The sequence below is a fragment of the Bordetella genomosp. 10 genome, from assembly GCF_002261225.1.
Lineage (GTDB): Bacteria > Pseudomonadota > Gammaproteobacteria > Burkholderiales > Burkholderiaceae_B > Bordetella_C.
The window spans coordinates 1,066,325-1,085,591 of record NZ_NEVM01000001.1 but is presented as its reverse complement, the minus strand read 5'-3'; the positions used below and the strand labels follow the sequence as shown (position 1 = coordinate 1,085,591).

At 70.8% G+C, this 19,267-nt stretch carries 16 protein-coding genes; 9 read left to right on the top strand and 7 right to left on the bottom strand.

The genetic code is table 11. The annotated features are described in order from the left end of the window. Positions 1-2 precede the first annotated feature (2 nt). Positions 3-926, bottom strand: coding sequence for a LysR family transcriptional regulator (locus CAL29_RS04695; protein ID WP_094851793.1), 924 nt, complete (start codon positions 924-926; stop codon positions 3-5). A gap of 116 nt (positions 927-1,042) precedes the next feature. Between CAL29_RS04695 and CAL29_RS04690 the strand changes: the two genes are divergently transcribed. Beyond that, positions 1,043-3,127 carry an FUSC family protein gene (locus CAL29_RS04690; protein WP_094851792.1) on the top strand — a complete coding sequence of 695 codons (2,085 nt, stop codon included), beginning with the start codon at positions 1,043-1,045 and terminating at the stop codon, positions 3,125-3,127. A gap of 25 nt (positions 3,128-3,152) precedes the next feature. Here the strand turns inward: CAL29_RS04690 and CAL29_RS04685 are convergent, their stop codons facing one another. Together CAL29_RS04685 and CAL29_RS04680 are read right to left on the bottom strand one after the other, a co-directional pair. After that, positions 3,153-3,692: a hypothetical protein gene (locus tag CAL29_RS04685; RefSeq protein ID WP_094851791.1), complete on the bottom strand. Its 540-nt coding sequence runs from the start codon at positions 3,690-3,692 to the stop codon at positions 3,153-3,155. Between the two features lie 320 nt (positions 3,693-4,012). Next, positions 4,013-5,272 carry an aminotransferase class V-fold PLP-dependent enzyme gene (locus CAL29_RS04680; RefSeq protein WP_179283905.1) on the bottom strand — a complete coding sequence of 420 codons (1,260 nt, stop codon included), beginning with the start codon at positions 5,270-5,272 and terminating at the stop codon, positions 4,013-4,015. A gap of 217 nt (positions 5,273-5,489) precedes the next feature. Here CAL29_RS04680 and CAL29_RS04675 point away from each other — a divergent pair, with 217 nt between their 5' ends. Continuing rightward, positions 5,490-7,496 carry an NYN domain-containing protein gene (locus tag CAL29_RS04675; protein WP_094851789.1) on the top strand — a complete coding sequence of 669 codons (2,007 nt, stop codon included), beginning with the start codon at positions 5,490-5,492 and terminating at the stop codon, positions 7,494-7,496. Between the two features lie 412 nt (positions 7,497-7,908). Further along, positions 7,909-8,478: a Dps family protein gene (locus tag CAL29_RS04670; protein WP_094851788.1), complete on the top strand. Its 570-nt coding sequence runs from the start codon at positions 7,909-7,911 to the stop codon at positions 8,476-8,478. Positions 8,479-8,565: 87 nt separating this feature from the next. Here CAL29_RS04670 and CAL29_RS04665 read toward each other — a convergent pair whose 3' ends face one another. Beyond that, entirely contained in the window at positions 8,566-9,846 is a 1,281-nt protein-coding gene (locus CAL29_RS04665) for an RNA polymerase sigma factor (protein WP_094851787.1), read from the bottom strand. Between the two features lie 179 nt (positions 9,847-10,025). Then, positions 10,026-10,382, bottom strand: a complete 357-nt coding sequence (locus tag CAL29_RS04660) for a YciI family protein (protein WP_094851786.1) — start codon at positions 10,380-10,382, stop codon at positions 10,026-10,028. A 319-nt stretch (positions 10,383-10,701) separates the two neighbouring features. On the opposite strand from CAL29_RS04660, the gene CAL29_RS04655 reads away from it, so the two are divergent. Next, positions 10,702-11,094, top strand: a complete 393-nt coding sequence (locus CAL29_RS04655) for a hypothetical protein (protein WP_094851785.1) — start codon at positions 10,702-10,704, stop codon at positions 11,092-11,094. 91 nt (positions 11,095-11,185) lie between these two features. Here the strand turns inward: CAL29_RS04655 and CAL29_RS04650 are convergent, their stop codons facing one another. Beyond that, positions 11,186-12,079 (bottom strand): LysR family transcriptional regulator, encoded by an 894-nt coding sequence (locus CAL29_RS04650; RefSeq protein ID WP_094851784.1) that lies wholly within the window; start codon positions 12,077-12,079, stop codon positions 11,186-11,188. 166 nt (positions 12,080-12,245) lie between these two features. Here CAL29_RS04650 and wrbA point away from each other — a divergent pair, with 166 nt between their 5' ends. Beyond that, entirely contained in the window at positions 12,246-12,845 is a 600-nt protein-coding gene (gene wrbA / locus CAL29_RS04645; RefSeq protein ID WP_094851783.1) for an NAD(P)H:quinone oxidoreductase, read from the top strand. A gap of 1 nt (position 12,846) precedes the next feature. On the opposite strand, the gene CAL29_RS04640 is transcribed toward wrbA, so the two are convergent. After that, the gene (locus tag CAL29_RS04640; protein WP_094851782.1) at positions 12,847-13,758 is read right to left on the bottom strand and encodes a ketopantoate reductase family protein; all 912 of its coding nucleotides are present in this window, start codon (positions 13,756-13,758) and stop codon (positions 12,847-12,849) included. A gap of 178 nt (positions 13,759-13,936) precedes the next feature. Between CAL29_RS04640 and CAL29_RS04635 the strand changes: the two genes are divergently transcribed. The 4 genes from CAL29_RS04635 (at position 13,937) to CAL29_RS04620 (ending at position 19,248) form a co-directional block, all read left to right on the top strand. Then, positions 13,937-15,181: a DUF445 domain-containing protein gene (locus tag CAL29_RS04635; protein ID WP_256977292.1), complete on the top strand. Its 1,245-nt coding sequence runs from the start codon at positions 13,937-13,939 to the stop codon at positions 15,179-15,181. A gap of 240 nt (positions 15,182-15,421) precedes the next feature. Then, a complete protein-coding gene (locus CAL29_RS04630; protein WP_094851780.1) occupies positions 15,422-15,985 on the top strand; it encodes a LemA family protein in 564 nt (187 codons plus the stop codon). Beyond that, a complete protein-coding gene (locus tag CAL29_RS04625) occupies positions 15,972-18,179 on the top strand; it encodes a DUF2207 domain-containing protein (protein ID WP_143277605.1) in 2,208 nt (735 codons plus the stop codon). Before CAL29_RS04630 ends, CAL29_RS04625 begins: the two co-directional genes overlap by 14 nt. A gap of 142 nt (positions 18,180-18,321) precedes the next feature. Further along, complete coding sequence (locus tag CAL29_RS04620) at positions 18,322-19,248, top strand: PhzF family phenazine biosynthesis protein (RefSeq protein ID WP_094851778.1); 927 nt, start codon at positions 18,322-18,324, stop codon at positions 19,246-19,248. Positions 19,249-19,267 lie beyond the last annotated feature (19 nt).

Sequence of the window (19,267 nt, the reverse complement as noted above, 5' to 3'; positions counted from 1 at the left end):
GCTCAGGCCGGCGGGGAGGCCGCGCCGCCGACGTGCCAGGACGCGAAGACGTCCACCAGGTAGTCGAGAAAGACCCGCACCTTGCGCTCCTGCGTGGCGCGCTGGGGAAACAGCGCATGCAGTTCGACGTCGGGCCAGCGCGACCATTCCGGCAACACGTTTTCCAGCGCCCCGCTGGCCAGGTGGCGTCCGATCAGCATCCGCGACGCCAGCACGATGCCGCCGCCGTTGAGGGCCTGGCGGATCAGGGTGGCCGATTCGTTGGCCACCAGCACGGGCCGCAGCGTCAGGTCGCTGATCTCGCCGCTGCCGGCGTGCCGCAGCCGCCACTGCGCCAGCGGAGCGTCGCCGCCGCTGCTCAGCAGATCGTGGCGCCGCAGGTCGCGCGGATCGGCCGGCCGCCCGGCGCGCGCCAGGTAGGCCGGACTGGCGACCAGCACCGCGCGCGACAGGCACAGTTGGCGGGCCGCGTAGGTGGTGTCGGGCAAGGGCCCGATGCGGATCGCGATGTCATAGCCGTGCGCGACCAGGTCGAGCGCTTCGTTGTGATACGTCAGCACCAGTTGCACGCGCGGATGGCTGGCCCGGAAGGCGGCCAGGGTCGGCTCCAGGACCAGCAGCCCCAGGGCGTAGGGCACCAGCACGCGCAGGGTGCCTTCGGCCTCGGTGCGCAGGCTGGCCACCGAGGCGCGCGCGTCGGCCAGGACCTGTTCGGCCTGCAGGCAGCGCGCGTAGAACTCGCGTCCGGCGTCGGTGCTGCGCACCTTGCGGGTGGTGCGGTAAAGCAGTTGCACGCCGAGGTCGTCCTCCAGCGCCTTGACCTGGCGGCTGACGCTGGTCAGGGGCATGTCCAGCAAGGCCGCCGCGCCGGAAAAACTGCCCGCCTCCACGACGCGCAGGAAGACCTGCACATGTTCGAATTTCATGGGGTCGCCACGCTGTTTGTGCCGTTGTCCAAGCTGTTTTATACCGTTTCCAGCAACAGAAATTGCCAATCCAGGCAGTTTATCCCATTCACGAGCCGATCTAGACTCGCGCCATCATGACCCGCTCGTCCCCTGCCGCCGGCCCGGCGCCCCGCCCGCTTTTCGCCCTGCCGTCCTTCATCGATGCCCCGGCCCTGGGCTTCGCCCTGCGCACCACCGTCGCCTCGCTGCTGGCCTTCTACCTGGCCCTCGAAATGCAGATGGACAACCCGAAATGGGCCGCCATGACCGTCTGGATCGTGGCCCAGGGCACGCGCGGGATGAGCCTCTCGAAGGGACGCTCCCGGGCCATCGGCACCCTGGCGGGCGCGGCGGTGGCCATGGCGCTGGTGGGCGCCCTGTCGCAGGCGCCGTGGCTGTTCCTGGCCTGCCTGGCCGCCTGGCTGGGCATCTGCACCGCCCTGGCCACCGGCTTGCGCAACTTCAGCTCCTACGGCGCGGTGCTGGCCGGCTATACCGCGGTCATCATCGCCATGGACAGCGTGAGCCATCCCGAGGAAGTCTTCCACATCGCCGTCGCGCGCGTCTGCTACATCCTGCTAGGCGTGGCGGTGGAGGCCGTGCTGGCGGCGGCCTGGGAGCCGGATCGCGGCCTGATCGGCATCCGGCGCCGCCTGGACGACTATCTGCGCAAGGCCGCCGAGCTGACCCGCCGCATGATGAGCGGCGAAGCGCCGGGCAACGCGCCGCAGCGCCTGTTCGTGGCGGGGCTGGACATGGACGTCGCGGCGCAGTTCGCCGCCGCGGGCTCCCTGGAAGTGCGCCGGCGCATGGGGCATATCCGGGCCGCCGCGGTGGCCACCATGGCGCAACTGGTCGCCGCCCACGCGCTGGCCGACGACCGGCGGGCCGGCGACCGGGACGCCATGCCGCCGGCCTTGCTGGACCTGGTGGGCGACATCGCCGCGCAACCGGCCGGACGCGCGGCGGCGGTGCAAGCGCAGACCCGGGCGGCCGCGGCCACGCTGGCGCGCGAGATGGCGTCCTGGGACGGCGGCGCGGGCTGGCGCGAGAGACTGGCCGCCGCGAAACGGCTGGCGCTGCTGCGCGCGCTGGAGACCGCCACCGAGCGGCGCGAAGCCGTCTGGCAGGCCCATCCCGCCAACGCCCGCGAACGCTACGCCACGCACCTGGACCGCACCGCCGCCGTGCGCAACGGCATCCGCGCGGCGGCCGCGCTGCTGCTCGCCGCCGCCTTCTGGATAGGATCGGCGTGGCCGTCGGGGCCGGGTTTCGTCACCATCACCGGCGTGATCTGCGCCCTGTTCTCGACGCGGCCCAATCCGGTGGCGGCCGGCCTGGGCTTCCTGCAAGGCACGGCCCTGGCCGCCGTGGTGGCGATGCTGTGGGCCTTGCTGGCGATGCCGGTGGCGCACGACTACGCCAGCTTCGCCCTGCCCCTGTCCATCGTATTGGTCGGCGCCGGCTTGGCGATGCGCCGGCCGGCGACGGCCGCCATCGGCGCCTCGTTCTCGATTTTCCTGTGGGACCTGCTGTCGCCGGGCAATGGCAGCTATGCCACGATGCCGGGGCAACTGAACGGCGCGATCACCTTGATCGTGGGCATCGTCTGCGGCGTGCTGGCCTTCACCCTGCTGTTCCCGGTCGACCGCCGCGCCGCGCTGGCGCGCCTGCATGCGACCGTCCGCGCCGACCTGGCCGGGCTGGGCGAGGCGCGGCGCGCGCCCTCGGCCGCGCAGTTGCACAGCCGCACGGCCGACCGCATCCGCCAGCAGATGACGCAGGGCGTGCAGGTACCGCCGGCGCAAATGGCGCGTGACCTGGACGGCATCCTGGGGGCGCTGGCGATCGGCGATGCGGTCATCCGGCTGCGCCATCAGGGTGGTCCGGGCGGGCATGTGGAGGCGGCGTTGACGGCGCGCGAGCGCGATGCCCTGCTGCGTCGCCTGCGGCGCGCGCAATTCGGCGCGGTGGCGCGACTGGCCACGCGGCTGGCCGACCGCCTGGCGCGGCGGCTGTCCGGCGGCGCGCCTGAGGAAAAAACAGAAACGGCCGCAATCGATGCGGCCGGCGCGCGCATGGCGCAACTACGAACGATATTGCTGCTGCGCGAGATCGCCGCGACGATCGGCGCTCACCAGGCCTTCCTGGAAGGCGCGCCTTTCGACGCGCCAGCCTGAAAGAATTACCGGGCCCGGCCGGCGATCAACTGACCGAGTAGCCGCGGCCGGTCATGCACGCGGACATGGCGCGGTTGTACGAATCGACCTGGACGTTGTTGGAGTATTGCGTCACGCTCGACGGGTCGAAGCCGCTCTGGTTGACGGCCCAGTTCTGGCACTCCGCGCGATCCCGGTTCTGCTGCGCCTGGGTCTGGCCGTGGGCCGGATAGGCGATCAGGTCGCCGGTGGAACGGGCGGGCGGCGGCGCGTACTCCGTCTGCGCGACCGGCGGGGCGGCGTACACGGGCGGCGCGGCATAGACCGGCGCGCTATAAACCGGCGCGGCGTAGACGGGCGCGGGCGCCACGTAGGTGGGCTGGTTGGCGGCAATCAAGGCGCCCGCGGCGACCAGGCCCAGGGCACCGGCGACCCACCAGCCGCCGCCGCCCCCGTGATAACCACCGTGGTAGCCGTGGTAACCGCCGTAGCCGCCGTGATAATAGCCACCGGCCATCGCCGGGCTGGTTGCCGACGCCAGCACCAGGGTGGCGGCGGCCAAAGTCGAGAGAGTGAGTTTCTTCATGGTTGTACTCCGGACATCCATCAACGGGATGTACACACCCTTACTTTACCCAGATATACCCGTCCGGAGTGCGGAAAAAGATGGAAGGTTGACGAAGGACGTTTCAGTCCGTTTCCCGGGACGCCGAGATTTTTGCTGAACTGGCGAGGGTCCGGCATTTCGTATCTTTCGGCGCGATATTTTCAGTTTTTATTCAGGATTGTTCGAAGCTCGTCATCCCGCGAGCAAGGCGCACGCATGGCAAACCGCGCGTCCCGCGTGGAGCAGGACAAGCCTCTCTTGCAGCGCCGGCACCGGCGGCCGGCGCATGGGACGCCCCGTCAGTCCTTCATGTCGCGCACCGTGCGCAGCAGCGTCTCGATCTCCGCGTCGGTGTTGTAGAAATGCGGCGCGACCCGCACGTGGCCTTCGCGCGCGGCGGTGACCACGCCGGCCCGCAGCAGCGCCAGGCGGCAGGCCGCGGCGTCGAGCCGCGGATGGCGGAACACGACGATGCCGGAGTGGAAGTCGCGGCGATCGGCCCCGCCCTGCACATGGCAGCCGGCATCCAGCAGCCCGCGCGCCAGATGCCCGGCATGACGCAGCACCGCGGCCTCCACGCGCGCCGGCCCGGCGGCGCGCAGCAAGGCCAGGCTGGCCCGCGCGCCCACGATGCCGTGGAAGCCGAGGATGCCGGTCTCGAAGCGCGCCGCGTCCGCGCGCGGTTCGTAGCGGTGATCGAAATACGAGTCGCGCGGCGTCAGGCTGCGCGGCCCGGCGGCGGACAGGCCGAGCCGCTGCGCCAGCCGCTCGCCGACGTACAGCCAGGCCACGCCCTGGGGCGCCAGCATCCACTTGTACGCATGCACCACCAGCGCGTCGATGGGCAGGTCGGCCACGTCCAACCGCAAGGCGCCCACGCCCTGCACGCCGTCCACCACCAGCAGAATGCCGCGTTGGCGGCAGGCGGCGCCCAGGCGCGCCAGGTCGAGACGGCAGCCGCTGCTGAATTGCACCCAGGAGACGCACATCACGCGCGTGGCGCCGTTGCAGGCGGCCAGCAGGGCGTCCACGTCCACGCGTCCGTCGACGCAGGCCACCGTGCGCACGTGCACGCCGCGCGCCCGCAACGTCATCCAGGGCAGCACCACCGAGGGAAAATCGATGGCGGGCACGACGACCTCGTCGCCCGCTTCCCAGGGCAGGCCCGCCGCGATCAGGCTGACGGCGGCGGAGGCATTGGGCGCGTGCGCCACCTGTGCCGCGGGCGCGCCGATGCAGGCGGCGAACTCGGCGCGCGCGGCGTCGGCGATCTCGTGCAGGCCCGGATGCGCCAGCGAGCCGCGCCGGCCCTGCTCGGCCAGGCTGTCGGCCACCGCCTGGGCGGTGAGGCGCGGCGTGGGGCCGAGGCTGGCGTGGTCCAGATAGGCCAGGTCGGCGCAGACCGGGAAATGCGCGCGCCAGGACGGGCCGTCCAGCGGTTCGGAGGGGGCGGGGAACGCCTGCGCCGGCGGCGCGCCGGGCAGCGAGGCCGCCGGCAGCGCGGCCGTGGCGGCATCCGGGACGGTCGGGGCGGCGGAGGAAGCGTGAGGGTCCGGCATGTCCAAGGAAGTATGGGGCGGCATCGAATGGCGGGGACGCGCAAGCCGCGGAGGAGGCCGTGGCCGGCGTCTGACGGAAGATGATAGCGCCGGCGGCGCCCGGACGTCCCCATCGGGGCGGGCTTAAGCAAGAAGCGGACTTAAGCGACAATACGCGATCGGCGGACGTTCGGCCGTGGCCATACCGGCCGCGGCCGCCGCCCGCCCTGGAGAGAAAATGGCTGCATCCCACGAAAACGTCAGCATGGCGCTGTTCTGCGACTTCGAGAACGTGGCGCTCGGCGTGCGCGACGCCAACTACGAAAAACTCGATATCCGCCTGGTGCTGGAAAAGCTGCTGCTCAAGGGCAGCATCGTGATCAAGAAGGCCTATTGCGACTGGGATCGGTACAAAGGCTTCAAGGCCGCCATGCACGAGGCCAATTTCGAGCTGATCGAAATCCCCCACGTGCGCCAGTCCGGCAAGAATTCCGCCGACATCCGCCTGGTGGTCGACGCGCTGGACCTCTGCTACACCAAGTCCCACCTGGACACCTTCGTGATCATCAGCGGCGATTCCGACTTTTCGCCGCTGGTCTCCAAGCTGCGCGAGAACGCCAAGTACGTCATCGGCGTGGGGGTGAAGCAGTCCACGTCCGACCTGCTGATCGCCAACTGCGACGAATTCATCTTCTACGACGACCTGGTGCGCGAGACCCAGCGTTCGGCGGCAGCGCGACGCGACGCGCGCGACAACGGCGCCAGCCGCCGCTCGCCAGAAGACGAGCGGCGCCGCAAGGAAGAAATGGACGCGCGCCGCAGCAAGGCCATCGAACTGGCGGTCGAGACCTTCGACGCGCTGGTGGCCGAGCGCGGCGACAGCGGCAAGATCTGGGCGTCCGCGCTGAAGGACGCCATCAAGCGCCGCAAGCCGGATTTCAACGAGTCCTACTACGGCTTCCGGGCTTTCGGCAATCTGCTCGACGAAGCCCGCGCGCGCGGGCTGCTGGAAACCGGCCGCGACGAGAAGTCGGGCACCTTCGTCTATCGCAGCGCTGGGGCGGTCGATGCCGCGGGGAGCGGTGAATCCGATAGCCAACCGGCGCGCAATGAGGGGCGCGGTGAGAGCCGCAACGACAATCGCGGCAACGACGGGCGCAATGAAGGTCGAAGCGAAGGGCGCGGCGACGGGCGCAGGAAGGGACGCGAGCGCGGCGCGGGCAATGAGCGCCGCGACGAAACGCGCAACGACCAACGCGACGATGCACGCAGCGACCACCGCGACGACGCGCGCAACGAGCGCAGTGAACGCGGCGACGAGACGCGCCACGAGCGCAGGGGCGACGCGCGCGCACAACGCGGCGAGGAAGCGGAATCGGACGAAGGCCATGCCGGCGCCGGGGAACAGGAAGCCCGGATCCCGGGTCAGCGCGAGGGCCGGCGCGCCTCCCGGCGCGACCGCGCCGATCGCGAATGGCGCGGGGCAGCCGAGGCCGACGGCATCGCGCCGCAGCCGCCCACCAGCGACACCGAAATCGCCGCGCTGGACTCGCCTTTCCTGCCGACCGGCGCCCCCGCCGACACCGGCCTGATGGACGATCCCACGCCCGTGGCGCAAGACGCCGCGGCGGCGCAGGAGGCCGACGCCAAGCCGAACCGCAAGCGCCATCCCGTGCCCGCGCGCACGGCCAAGGCCGCCGCCAAGAAGGCCGCGCAGGATGCGGCCCGGCAGACGAGCGCCTCCGACCCGTTCGCGCCCTCGCCCATCGTGGACGACGCGGTCGCGAGCGAAACCGCTGGCAACGCGGCGGCGGTGGATACGGCCGTGCCGGCCGCCGATGCGGCGACCGTCGCCGAAGCGCCTGCCGCCAAGACGACCGCCGGCCGGCGCGGCGCGGGCCGCCGCACATCGGCCGCGAAGAAGAGCGCCGGGCGCGTCGCCGATGTGGCCGATGTGGCCGATGCGACCAATGCAGCCGATGCAAACGCAGCGGCCGCGAACGTGACGGACGCGAGATCGGCGGCGGCGAAACCGAGGAATGCCGCTACCGGTGGCTCCCGCAGGGGCGCGGCGACCGCGGCGGCTCCCGCTGGCGCAAGCCAGGCGCTGCGGCCGGAAGCGGCCCGGGCGGCCCAGGCGGAAACGCCTGACGCGGCGGCCGGCGACGCGCCGCCTGCCTCCAAGCGCGCGCCCCGCAAGACCGCGACACGTGCGCGCCGCCCGCGCAAGGATGACGCCGCGTAGATGAACGGTATGGCGCTGGACGGCATGGCGCGAACGAGATAGACCGCATGGCGCGAGCGGGCGCCTCGAAGGCATGTCATGAAAACATGCAATGAAAACGCGCTGTGAAGACGTGTCACGAAGACATGTCGGGAAGGCGCGCCACGAACGTATCTCATTCGCAGGCTGGAGGCCCGCGCCGGCCTCGCGGCGAGGTCCGCCAACGCAATGGCCGGCACATCGCGGCGGCGTGTCGGCCGCTGTCGGCGTGCGCGATGCCACATAACGCTATCGCGCTATTCCCTGAGACTGGATGACGAGCTAGACTGCGACATGGCTGCCGGTTCGCGCATGCCATGCAGGCAACGAACCGGATGGCGCATCCGCATGCCCAGTCTTCTTCGTCATCCCTTTGTCCAACCCAGGTGACTTCATGAAAAAACCCGCCAGCTCCAGCAAGTCCGCTTCCGCTTCCAAGAAGGCAAGCCTGGTCAAGCGCCGCCTCGCGCCGCTGTCCACGCCGTCCGACCTCACCGACAAAGCCACCCGCGACCTGAGCGGCGCGCTGAACCAGTTGCTGGCCGACGTCTTCGCCCTGTACCTGAAGACCAAGAATTTCCACTGGCACGTCAGCGGTCCGCACTTCCGCGACTACCATCTGCTGCTGGACGACCAGAGCGCCGAGATCTTCGCGATGACCGATCCCATCGCCGAGCGCGTCCGCAAGCTGGGCGGCACCACCCTGCGTTCCATCGGCCATATCGCCCGCAGCCAGCGCATCCTCGACAACGACGCGGACTACGTGCAGCCGCTGGACATGCTGGCCGAACTGCAGGAAGACAACAAGCAACTGACGGCCTCCATGCGCATCGCCCACGACCTGTGCGATGAACATGGCGACATCGCCACCGCCAGCCTGCTGGAAAACTGGATCGACGAAACCGAGCAGCGCACCTGGTTCCTGTTCGAAACCAGCCGCCGCGGCGATTCGACCGGCCATTGATGCCCGAGGGGGGAAGGCGCCGGCGCGGCGCCTTCGGCCAGGCGTTCGCCAGCCCCCTATGCGACGGGAGCGGGACGCAGGCGCGGATCAGCGCGCCGCGCGCGCCAGCAGCAGCTCGCGCTCCGGCGCGTTGTCCGTCAGCGCGGCCGCCTGTTCGAAGGCTTGCCGCGCTTCGGCTTCCCGCCCCAGCTTCATGAGCAGGTCGCCGCGCACCGCGTGCAGCCAGGGATAGCTGCTCAAGGCCTCCGCCACATCCTCCACCTCCCGCAAGGCGGCCGCCGGGCCTTGCAGCATGCCCAGCGCCACGGCTCGATTGAGCCGCACCACCGGACCCGGCGCGACGCGGTCCAGCACGTCGTACCATCCGACGATCGCCGCCCAGTCCGTATCGGCGGCGCGCCGCGCCCGCGCATGGCAGGCCGCCAGGGCCGCCTGGACCGTGTACGGCCCCACGCCCTCGCCCGCCGCCGCCAGCGCCAGGGCGCGGTCCAGCGCATCGAACCCGCGCGCGATGGCCGCGTCGTCCCAGCGCGTCCGGTCCTGGTCCGCCAGCAACACCATGCCGCCTTGCGCGTCGATCCGCGCCGCCAGCCGCGACGCCTGCAGTTCCATCAAGGCCAGCAGGCCGGCGGTCTCGCTGTCGTCGGGCGCCAGGCGCGCCAGCAGGCGGCCCACGCGCAAGGCCTCCTCGCATAGCGCGGGGCGCGCCCAGTCCGCGCCCGAGGTCGCCGCATAGCCTTCGTTGAAGATCACGTAGATGACCTCCAGCACGGCGTCCAGGCGCTGCGCGCGTTCGTCGGCATCCGGAACCGCGAAAGGCAGCTTCGCCTCCGCCAGGCTGCGCTTGGCGCGCACGATGCGCTGGGCGATGGCCGCCTCGGAGGTAAAGAAGGCGCGCGCGATCTCGGCGGTGCTCAAGCCGCCCACCAGGCGCAAGGTGAGCGTCACGCGCACGTCGCGCGACAGGGCGGGATGGCAGGCGACGAACATAAGGCGCAGCACGTCGTCGCCGATGTCGTCCTGGCGGGCGGCGTCCAGGGCCGCCACGAAATCCGGTTCGACGCCGGCGCCCAGGGCTTCGAGATCGGCGCCGATGCCTTCGTGCTTGCGCGCGCGCAGCGCATCCTGCCGCAGCCGGTCGAGCGCGCGATTCTTGGCGGTGGTCATCAGCCAGGCTCCCGGATTGTCGGGCACGCCCTGGCGCGGCCAATGCTCCAGGGCCGCCACCAGGGCGTCCTGCGCCAGGTCCTCGGCCAGGCTGACGTCGCGCACCATGCGCGCCACGCTGGCGATGACCTTGGCGGCCTCGTCCCGCCAGGCCGTCTCGATGGCGGCGGCGACCCGCGCCGCGGAGGCGCCGTGCGTCATGGCGCGGGCCGTCCATGGCGGCCCGCGGGGGCGGCCGCCCCGGACCGGCGCTCATGGATACGACGAACGGGTGGACGCGGCTTCGACATCGTGGCCGCGGCCGTGCCCCATGCCTCCGCCTCGGTCGCAAAAGTCATGCGGGTCATGGAGGTTACGCAGGCCATCGTGGACTATTCGGGCTATTCGTAGCAGGGCGCGGCGCGGCGCACCTCGACCGTGCTCCATTGCGCGGCCGGGCATTGCTCGGCGATCCGCACGGCTTCCTCGCGCGATTCGCAGTCCAGCAGGAAGAAACCGCCGACCATTTCCTTGGCCTCGGTGAAGGGCCCGTCGATCAGCCGGCTGCGTCCTTCGCGCACCTGCACGCGCACGCCTTCGGTGTCCGTCGCCAGGGATTCGCAGGCCAACAGCTTGCCGCGCGCCTTCAGGCCGCCGGCGAACTCGACCATGCGGGCATAGACCTCCCGTCCCTCCTCCGGGCTGCGGGCGGCGCGCTGGCCCGGCGGTTCGACGATGAGCAGCAGGTAGGCAGCCATGGATATCTCCTCGGTGTGACGGCGCGATGCCGCGCCGCGTCTTTCCCGCAGTCTAAACGCAGCGGGCGGCGCCACAAACCGGGACGCATTTCTTCCGGCGGCTGGATGTGCGCGGCATGGAGCGTTCGCCGCGATGGGCGGGAAGTACCGCCTTTCCGGGATGTTTTTCCAGGATTAGGCGCCGCCGGCGGGCGTTAACCTACGCCTGCGCTGCCGCCGGAGCGCCGCGGATCCGCCGCCATGCCGCTCTCATGAGGGTGCCCTGTCCCGGAAGGGGAAACGGCCCCGTTCCCGCCGGCGCGCGCCAGGAGTCCTTTTCATGCAAGTCCTTTCCTACTTCGTCCAGCCCCGCCGGTTTGTCCGGCGCGCGGTCTCGGTGTTGGCCATGCTGGCGCTGGCCAACAGCGGCGGCGCCCTCGCGCAGAACGTGGCGGCGCTGCGCCAGCAGTCCGTCACGAGCAACACGCAGCAATGCCTGACCCTGCTGAAGCAGACGCCGCGGCTGGATCCGTACGCGCCCCAGGACAGCAACGCCCGCGCCACCTATTGCGACTGCGTGGCGCGCGCCTACACCGCCGCCATGCCGGACACCCTGCTGATCGCGCTGTCCAGCGGCAAGCTGCAGGACAAGCCGGGCGACGCGGCGGCCCGCGCCCGCGCCGCCGCCGTGCACCTGGACATCGCGCGCCGCCAATGCGCGGTCAAGCAATGACAGGGCGATGACGCCCGTGCGCCGCCAGGCAACGGCGCGACGACACCGGCCGCACGCGGCCCGCAACGCCCACGGCGGATGACGCCCGCGCTCAGGCGCGCTGCTTGAGCCGGTCGAGAAACCAGCGTCCCGCCGGCCCGGGCGGCGTTTCCTTGCGGTACACGCCGTGCATGGACAGGCGCGACAGCGACGGCGGCAGGCCGTCCAGTTCCAGGCGCACCAGCTCGCCGCTGTCGAGGTCCGCCTGCACCATGGCCGCGGGCATGTGCCCCCAGCCGAAGCCGGCGCGCAGGAAGGCATGCTTGGCGCCCAGGTCGGCCAGCCGCCACACCAGCGGCGACAGCACGCCATAGTTCTGGCCTTCGCTCAACGAGGAACGGTCCGTCAGGATCAATTGCACGTGCCGCCCCACGTCGCCCGCGCCCACCGGCCCGGGCAGCGCCGCCAGCGGATGGCCCGGCGCCACCACGGTCACCAGCGGGACGTCCAGCAGGTATTCCGAATCCAGCCCGGCGGGCACCAGCGGCAAGGTCCCCATGACCGCCAGCCGGCAGGTCCCGTCCATGACCGGCTTGACGACGGCGCCCAGCGCCTCCACGTACAGGCGCAGGGGCGTGTGCGGGAAGGCCTCGCGGAAGGAGCCCACCGCCACGGTGAGGGTCGCCATCGGGTACATCACGTCCACGCTCACCGACAGCTCCGGCTCCAGGCCTTCGGCGATGGCGCGCGCCCTCGACTTGAAGCCTTCCATGCCCCGCACCACCTCGCAGGCCTCGCCCAGCAAGGCGCTGCCGGCCTCGGTCAGGCGCGGATAGCGGCCGGCGCGGTCGAACAGGACGACGCCCAACTGGCCCTCCAGGTTGGCCAGCGTCTGGCTGACCACCGATTGCGCGCGCCGCAGCTTGCGCCCGGCGGCGGAAAAACTGCCTTCCTCGGCGGCGGCCAGGAAGGTCCGTAACTGGTCCAGGGATACGCCATCCAGCATCTATCGTTCCTTTCGATGGATTCCATCGAAATATATAGGCTTCTCCCGGGAGACGACTAGCCCTACGCTGACGATATCGCTACCCCACACCCGGGCGCCGCGCGGAAAGCGCGAGCCCATCCCGCGGCGCCTCGCGCCGCGCAATGAAAAACAGGAGTTCCCCCTCATGGCCAAGGTCCTCGTGCTGTACTACTCGTCCTACGGACACATCGAAAAGATGGCGGAAGCCGTCGCCGAGGGCGCGCGCGACGCCGGCGCGCAGGTCGACGTCAAGCGGGTGCCGGAAACCGTGCCGGAGGAAATCGCCCGCGGCGCGCACTTCAAGCTGGACCAGGCGGCGCCCGTCGCCACGGTGGCCGACCTGGAACACTACGACGCCATCATCGTCGGCACCGGCACGCGCTTCGGCCGCATTTCCTCGCAGATGGCGGCCTTCCTGGACCAGGCCGGCGGCCTGTGGGCGCGCGGCGCGCTCAACGGCAAGGTCGGCGCCGCCTTCGCGTCGACGGCCTCGCAGCACGGCGGCCAGGAGACCACGCTGTTCTCCCTCATCACCAACCTGCTGCATTTCGGCATGACCATCGTCGGCCTGCCCTACAGCTTCCAGGGCCAGTTGGCGCTGGACCAGGTCACCGGCGGCTCGCCCTACGGCGCCACCACGCTGGCCGGCGGCGACGGCTCGCGCCAGCCCAGCGCCAACGAACTGGACGGCGCGCGCCACCAGGGCGCGCTGGTCGCCCGCACGGCCGCCAAGCTGTTCGGCTGACCTACCTCGACTCGTCCCCCGCCGCGGGGGGCGTTTCCAGCAGCTTCACCAGGGTGTGCAGCAGGCCGTTGACCGGGGTCGCGATGCCGTGGGCCCGGCCGCGGCGCGCGACGTAGCCGTTGAGGTAGTCGATCTCGGTCAGCTTGCCGCGCATCATGTCCTGCGCGGTCGAGGAATACTGCCCCGGCATGGACTTCGCGATCTGTTCGATCGCGGCCCAGCTATCGCCCGGCACCGTCACGCCATCGGCCTTCGCCACCGCCAGGCATTCCTCCATCACGGCGCGCATGGCGTCGTCCACGCCGGGACCACGCGCCAACTGCCCGTACGGCAGGCGCGCGATCGCCGACAAGGCGTTGTACGCGCAGTTCACCAGCAGCTTGGCCCACAACGCGCCCATCACGTTGTCGGACACGCGCGTCGGCACCTTGGCAGCCTCCAGCACCTCGGCGACGCCGGCGCTGGCCGGCGACTCGCCGATGACCAGCTCGCCGCGCCCATGGTGCTTCACGTGGCCGGGCCCCGCCATTTCCGTGGCCACGTACACCACCGCCGGCACCACCGTCTGCGGCAGCACCGCGCGCAGGCGCTCGGCGTTGTCCACCCCGTTCTGCAGGCTCAGCACCAGCGTGCCGGGGGCCAGATGCGGCAACAGGGCGCGGCCGGCCGCCTCGGTGTCGGCCGACTTCACGCAGAACAGCACCAGCTCGGCGCCGCGCGCGCCCTCGGCGTCCGTGGTGGCGATCACCGGAATATGTTCCTGGAAAGCCTGCGCCTCCAGGTACAGGCCGTCGCGCCGCATGGCTTCGACGTGGCTTGCCCGGCCTATCAGGGTCACGGGGTGGCCCGCTCGCGCGAGCATGCCGCCGTAGTAGCACCCGACGGCGCCGGCGCCCATCACTGCTGTCTTCATGCTGACTTCTCCAGATATCGCCCATGCATCCATGCGGCCCCGGCGCGCCCGGGGCCTGTCCACACGCGATGATAGGCGAGGGCGCGGGATATTAGAATGCAGCGGATCCGCCCTTCCCCATCGACCCGTTCCAGGAGCAACATTGCCGATCGACCCACGCCGGGCGTCCCTGCGCCGCATGAAGAATCTGGCCCTGGCCTCCCTGGCCGTCACCCTGGCCGGATTCGCGTTGAGCATCGCGATGGGCGCGCAAGGCGCGTGGTCCTGGGTACGCGCGTTCTGCGAAGCCGCCACCGTGGGCGCGCTGGCCGACTGGTTCGCGGTGGTCGCGCTGTTCCGCCGTCCCCTGGGCCTGCCCATTCCGCACACCGCCATCATCCCCGCCAACAAGGCGCGCATCGGCGACAGCCTGGCGGTATTCGTGCGCGATCACTTTCTCGATCCCACCACCCTGCTGGAAAAAATCCGCGTCTTCGATCCCGCCGCCCGCCTGGGGCAGTGGCTGGCCGATCCGCGCCAGGCCCGCGTGGTGGCCGGCTCCGCGCGGGCCTGGGCGGTGCATGCGCTGAACCTGCTGGACGAACAGGCGGTGCACGGCGCCATCCAGGCCTTCGTGGTGCGCAAGCTGCGCGAATGGAATGCCGCGGCCACCGTGGGCGAAGTGCTCGCGGTCCTGAGCCGCGACGGCCGCCATCACGTGCTGCTGGACGAAGCGCTGGAACGCCTGGGCGCCTATCTGCACGAGGAACAGGTGCAGGAGCGCGCGGCGGCCCTGATGGTGAAATACGCGCGCAAGGAATGGCCGCGCATCGCCAAGGCCATCAACCTGGTGAAGTCGGTCGACGACATCGCCGACAGCCTGGCCGACCGGCTCGCGCGCGCCGTGCTGGACGAATTGCACGACGTGCTGGCGCAGCCGGACCATCCGCTGCGGCGCGACTACGAGGCCTGGGTCGGCGCCTACGTGCGGCGGCTGCGCGACGACCCCGAACTGCAGGGGCGCATCGACGACTTCAAGCAGCGCGTCATCGACCATCCGCAGTTGCAGGAATACGTGCGCGGCATCTGGCGCGAGGTGCACGACAGCCTCAAGCGCGACCTGTTCAGCGAGGACTCGGTGCTGGCGCGCCACCTGGAGCAGACCTTGATGTCGCTGGGCCGCAACCTGGGCCAGGATCCCGAGCTGCGGCGCGCCATCAACCAGCACGTGCTGTCGGGCGCGGAGCGGCTGGCTTCGACGCTGCGCACGGGCGTCACCGACCATATCGCGCAAACGGTGAAGGGATGGGACGAACGGCACCTGGTCGACGAACTGGAATTGAGCATGGGCCGCGACCTGCAGTACATCCGCTTCAACGGCATGATCGTGGGCGGCGTCATCGGGCTGCTGCTGCACGCCGGGGTCATGCTGGCGGGGCGGTGAGCCGCGAAGATGTATCAATATCTACCAATTCAGGGGCGCCCGGTTCCGTACGAGGGCGCGCCGATTCGGCGACAGGCGCGGGACCTCCATGGGACAAGCGTCCCGCCGCCAGCGGCCTGGCGCCACACCGCTGAGCAAACCGAGTAACAATCGGAAACCCCGTCATCATGGCGCTCGTTTCTCCACGTAACCGCGATTGGTACGATCGGGCGGCCTGGGGAAAACAAGAGAGGAACAGCCATGCCGGCTTCAACATGGGGCATCATCGCGGCCGTCGTCGTGGTGGCCGTGCTGCTTTATATCGTCTTCACCTATAACGCGCTGGTGCGGCTGCGCAATATGACGCGCGAGGCCTGGAGCGGGATTTCGGTGCAGTTGCGCCGCCGCACGGACCTGGTCCCCAACCTCGTCGAAACCGTCAAGGCCTACGCCGCGCACGAGAAAGGCGTGTTCGAGGACATCGCCACGCGCCGCGCCACCAGCATCGCCGCCGGCAGCGTGCCGGAACAGGCGCGCGCCGAACAGGCCCTGGGCCTGGCGCTGGGCCGCCTGATGGCGGTGGCCGAGGCCTATCCCGAGCTGAAGGCGGACGCCAATTTCCGCAGCCTGCAGGACAGTCTCGGCGAGATCGAGGACCAGTTGCAAATGGCGCGCCGCTACTACAACGGCGCCGCGCGCGAGCAGAACATCCGCGTCGAATCCTTCCCCGCCAACCTGGTGGCGAACAGCTTCGGCTTCACGCGGGAACCCTATTTCGAACTGGACAATCCGGCCGACGCCGCGGTGCCCCATGTCTCATTCTGACCCGCGCCTCGATGCCTCCCGCCCGCAACGCCCCGCGCGCCCCGTGCGCCCCGGGCGCCATGCCCGGCCCCTGACCGCGCCCGCCGGCGTGGAAACGCCGCGCCGGCGCCGCCTGCCCTGGACGGCGCGGCGCGAGCCCGCGCCCGCGGAAGCGCGGCGCGGCGTCCCCATGCCGCTGCGCACCGTGCTGGGCATCCTCGCCAGCCTGGTCGCCACGGTCATGGCCGCCCTGCTGCTGGCCACGCCCGCCTGCGCCCAGTACCTGCCGGACGCGGAGGCGGCGTCCGCCGCCATGGGGCGCGAATTCATCGCCGTCTTCGAATCCAACGTCGACGTGCAGCGCAACGGCGACCTGCTGGTCACCGAGCGCCTGCTCGTCAACGCGCAGGGAAACGAAATCAAGCGCGGCATCCTGCGCGATTTCCCCACGCTCTATAACGCCAGGGACGGGCTGCGCGTGGAGGTCGGCTTCGACGTCCTGGGCGTGAAGCGCGACGGCAATCCCGAGCCTTACGACCTGGAGAAATTGTCCAACGGCGTGCGCATCCGTATCGGCAGCGCCGACCGCTGGCTGCCGCCGGGCGCCCACGTCTACGAGATACGCTATCGCACCACGCGCCAACTGGGTTTCTACCAGGACCACGACGAGCTGTACTGGAACGCCACCGGCACCGGCTGGACGCTGCCCATCGCGCACGCCATCGCCCGCATCCACCTGCCGGACAACGCGCGCATCCTGAGGACCGCCTTCTACACCGGCCCGCAAGGCGCCACGGAGAAAAACGCGCGCGTGGCGGAAAGCCAGCCCGGCCTCGTGGTATTCGAGAACACCGAGCCGCTGGGCGCGCGCGAGGGGCTGACCGTGGCGGTGTCCTGGCCCAAGGGCATCGTGCAGCCGCCCTCGCGCCTGCTGGGGCTCTACTACCAGTTGCGCGACAATCTCGCGCCGCTGGTGGCGGTGGCGGGTTTCGTGCTGCTGGCGGCGTACTACCTGGCGGCCTATCTCCGCACGCGCCGCCGCGCGCCGCGCCATATCGTGCCGCTGTACGAACCGCCCGAGGGCATGTCGGCGCCGGCCGTGCGCTACATGGCGCGCCAGGGCAATGACGACCAGGGCTTCGTCATCGCCGTCATCGAACTGATCGCCCTGCGCGCCTTGCGCATCGACCGCAACGCGAGCAAGCGCAGCGCGGACAAGGAAACGCGCTTCGTGCTGCTGGAGCCCGACGCGCAGGGACGGCGCGGCCTGGCGCGCGACGTATTGCTCGGCACCATCCTGCACAAGATGTTCGGCGCGCACACCAGCTTCTACCGCAGCAATGCCGGGTCCAGCCGGCTGCGCGAGGCGCGCGCCACCCTGACCAGCTCGCTGGACAATCTGTATTCGCGCTACATCGCCGACGGCGGCAAGCGCGCGCGCCGCGGCGTCTGGCTGTGGCTGCTGTACGTGGCCGCCTGCATCGGCACGCTGCTGCTGCAGGGCGGCCCGGTCGGCGGGACCATCATGGCCCTGCCCTTCATGGCGGTGGGCCTGGGCACGCTGACCGCCGCCTGGACGATGCTGCGCCGCGCCGGCTTCAGTTGGGCGGTGCTGATCTTCTGGACGCTGTTCGGCCTGCCCTTCCTGCTGGGCGGCATCGGCGTGCTGTCGGCTGAAAATGGCGCCACGCCGCTGCGCGCCCTGTCGGTGGCGCTGCCGGCCCTGCTGCTGCCGGTGGTGGTGCGCGCCTTCGGCTTCCTGCGCGGCTACACCGCCGAAGGCGCCGAAATTATGGACCGCATCGACGGCTTCAAGCAGTACCTGACGTTGGCCGAAGGGCCGCGCCTGGAGGCGCTGGCGACGGTCGAGGACAAGCTGCGCCTGTACGAACGCTACCTGCCCTACGCGGTGGCGCTGGACGTCGGCAAGAAATGGGCGGCCGCCTTCGCGGGGCTGGCGGCCACGGTCGCCGGCGTGGCGGCGGTCCAGGCCATGCAGGACATGTATGGCGGCTACGACATCTACCACAGCGATCCCGGGCGGGCGCTGGACAGCATCGGCAGCGACGTGACGCCGCCCGTGATCTCGTCCTCGTCGGGATCGCCGGGAACCAGCAGCAGTTGGTCGGGCAGCAGCGATTCCTCGTCCAGCGGGTCTTTCGACAGCGGGTCGTCCGGCGACGGCGGCGGCGGGGGCGGCGGCTCCGGTTGGTGAGGCCCGGTGCTGTTATGCGCAAGAAGCCCTGAACTGTATCTGTCCCGATACCCGGTCCAGGGGCAACATGGCCGATTTGCTTCCTGAATGTTGCGGGGCGTCCGGATAACGGGCGTCCCCGCCGTTCGGACTGGAGTCTCCCATGCTGCGCCGCTACGCCACCATCGACGTCTTCACCAACCGGCTCTTCGCGGGCAATCCGGTGGCGGTCGTGCTCGATGCCCAGGGCTTGTCCACGCGCCAGATGCAGGCCCTCGCCACCGAGTTCGGCTATAGCGAAACCACCTTCGTCCTGCCGCCCGCGGATCCCCGCCATACCGCGCACGTCCGCATCTTCACCCCCGACCGCGAAATTCCCTTCGCCGGCCATCCCAACCTGGGCACGGCCTGCGCGCTGGCCGACGACATGACGGCGCGCGGCATCCCGGTGCCGGACACCCTCGCCTTCGAGGAAGCCACCGGCCAGGTGGAGATCGCGCTCTGGCGCCAGGACGGCCGCGTGGTCGGCGCCGAACTGTGCGCGCCGGAACCGTTGTCGTGCCGGGCCCAGATCCGCGCCGCGCAGGCCGCCGCCTGCCTGTCCCTGAAGGAATCGGACATACGCATCGACGCCCATGCGCCGCGCGTGGTGTCGGTGGGCCTGCCCTTCCTGGTGGTGCAACTGGCGTCGCGCGAGGCGCTGGCGCGCGCCCGGCCGGACCGCGCCGCCTACGCGCGCCTGCTGCCGCTGGACGGCGCCCATTCGGTCTATGCCTATGCGTTGGACGGCGCGCGCGGCGCGCCCGACGTCCATGCCCGCATGTTCACCGCCCGCATGACGGAAGACCCGGCCACCGGCAGCGCCACGGGCGCCATGGCCTGTCTGCTGGCGCGCCTGCGCGGGGAAGACGACCTGGACCTGCTGGTGGTCCAGGGCGAAGACCTGCGGCGTCCGAGCCGCCTGCACGCGCGGGCCCGCGCCCACGACGGCGCCTGGTACGCGCACGTGGGCGGGCATTGCGTGCCGGCGTTCAACGGCACGCTGGCGCTGGACGGCGAAGTCGACCAGGCGCCGCTGGCCATGGCGTGAAGCCGTCCGCGCGCCGCGC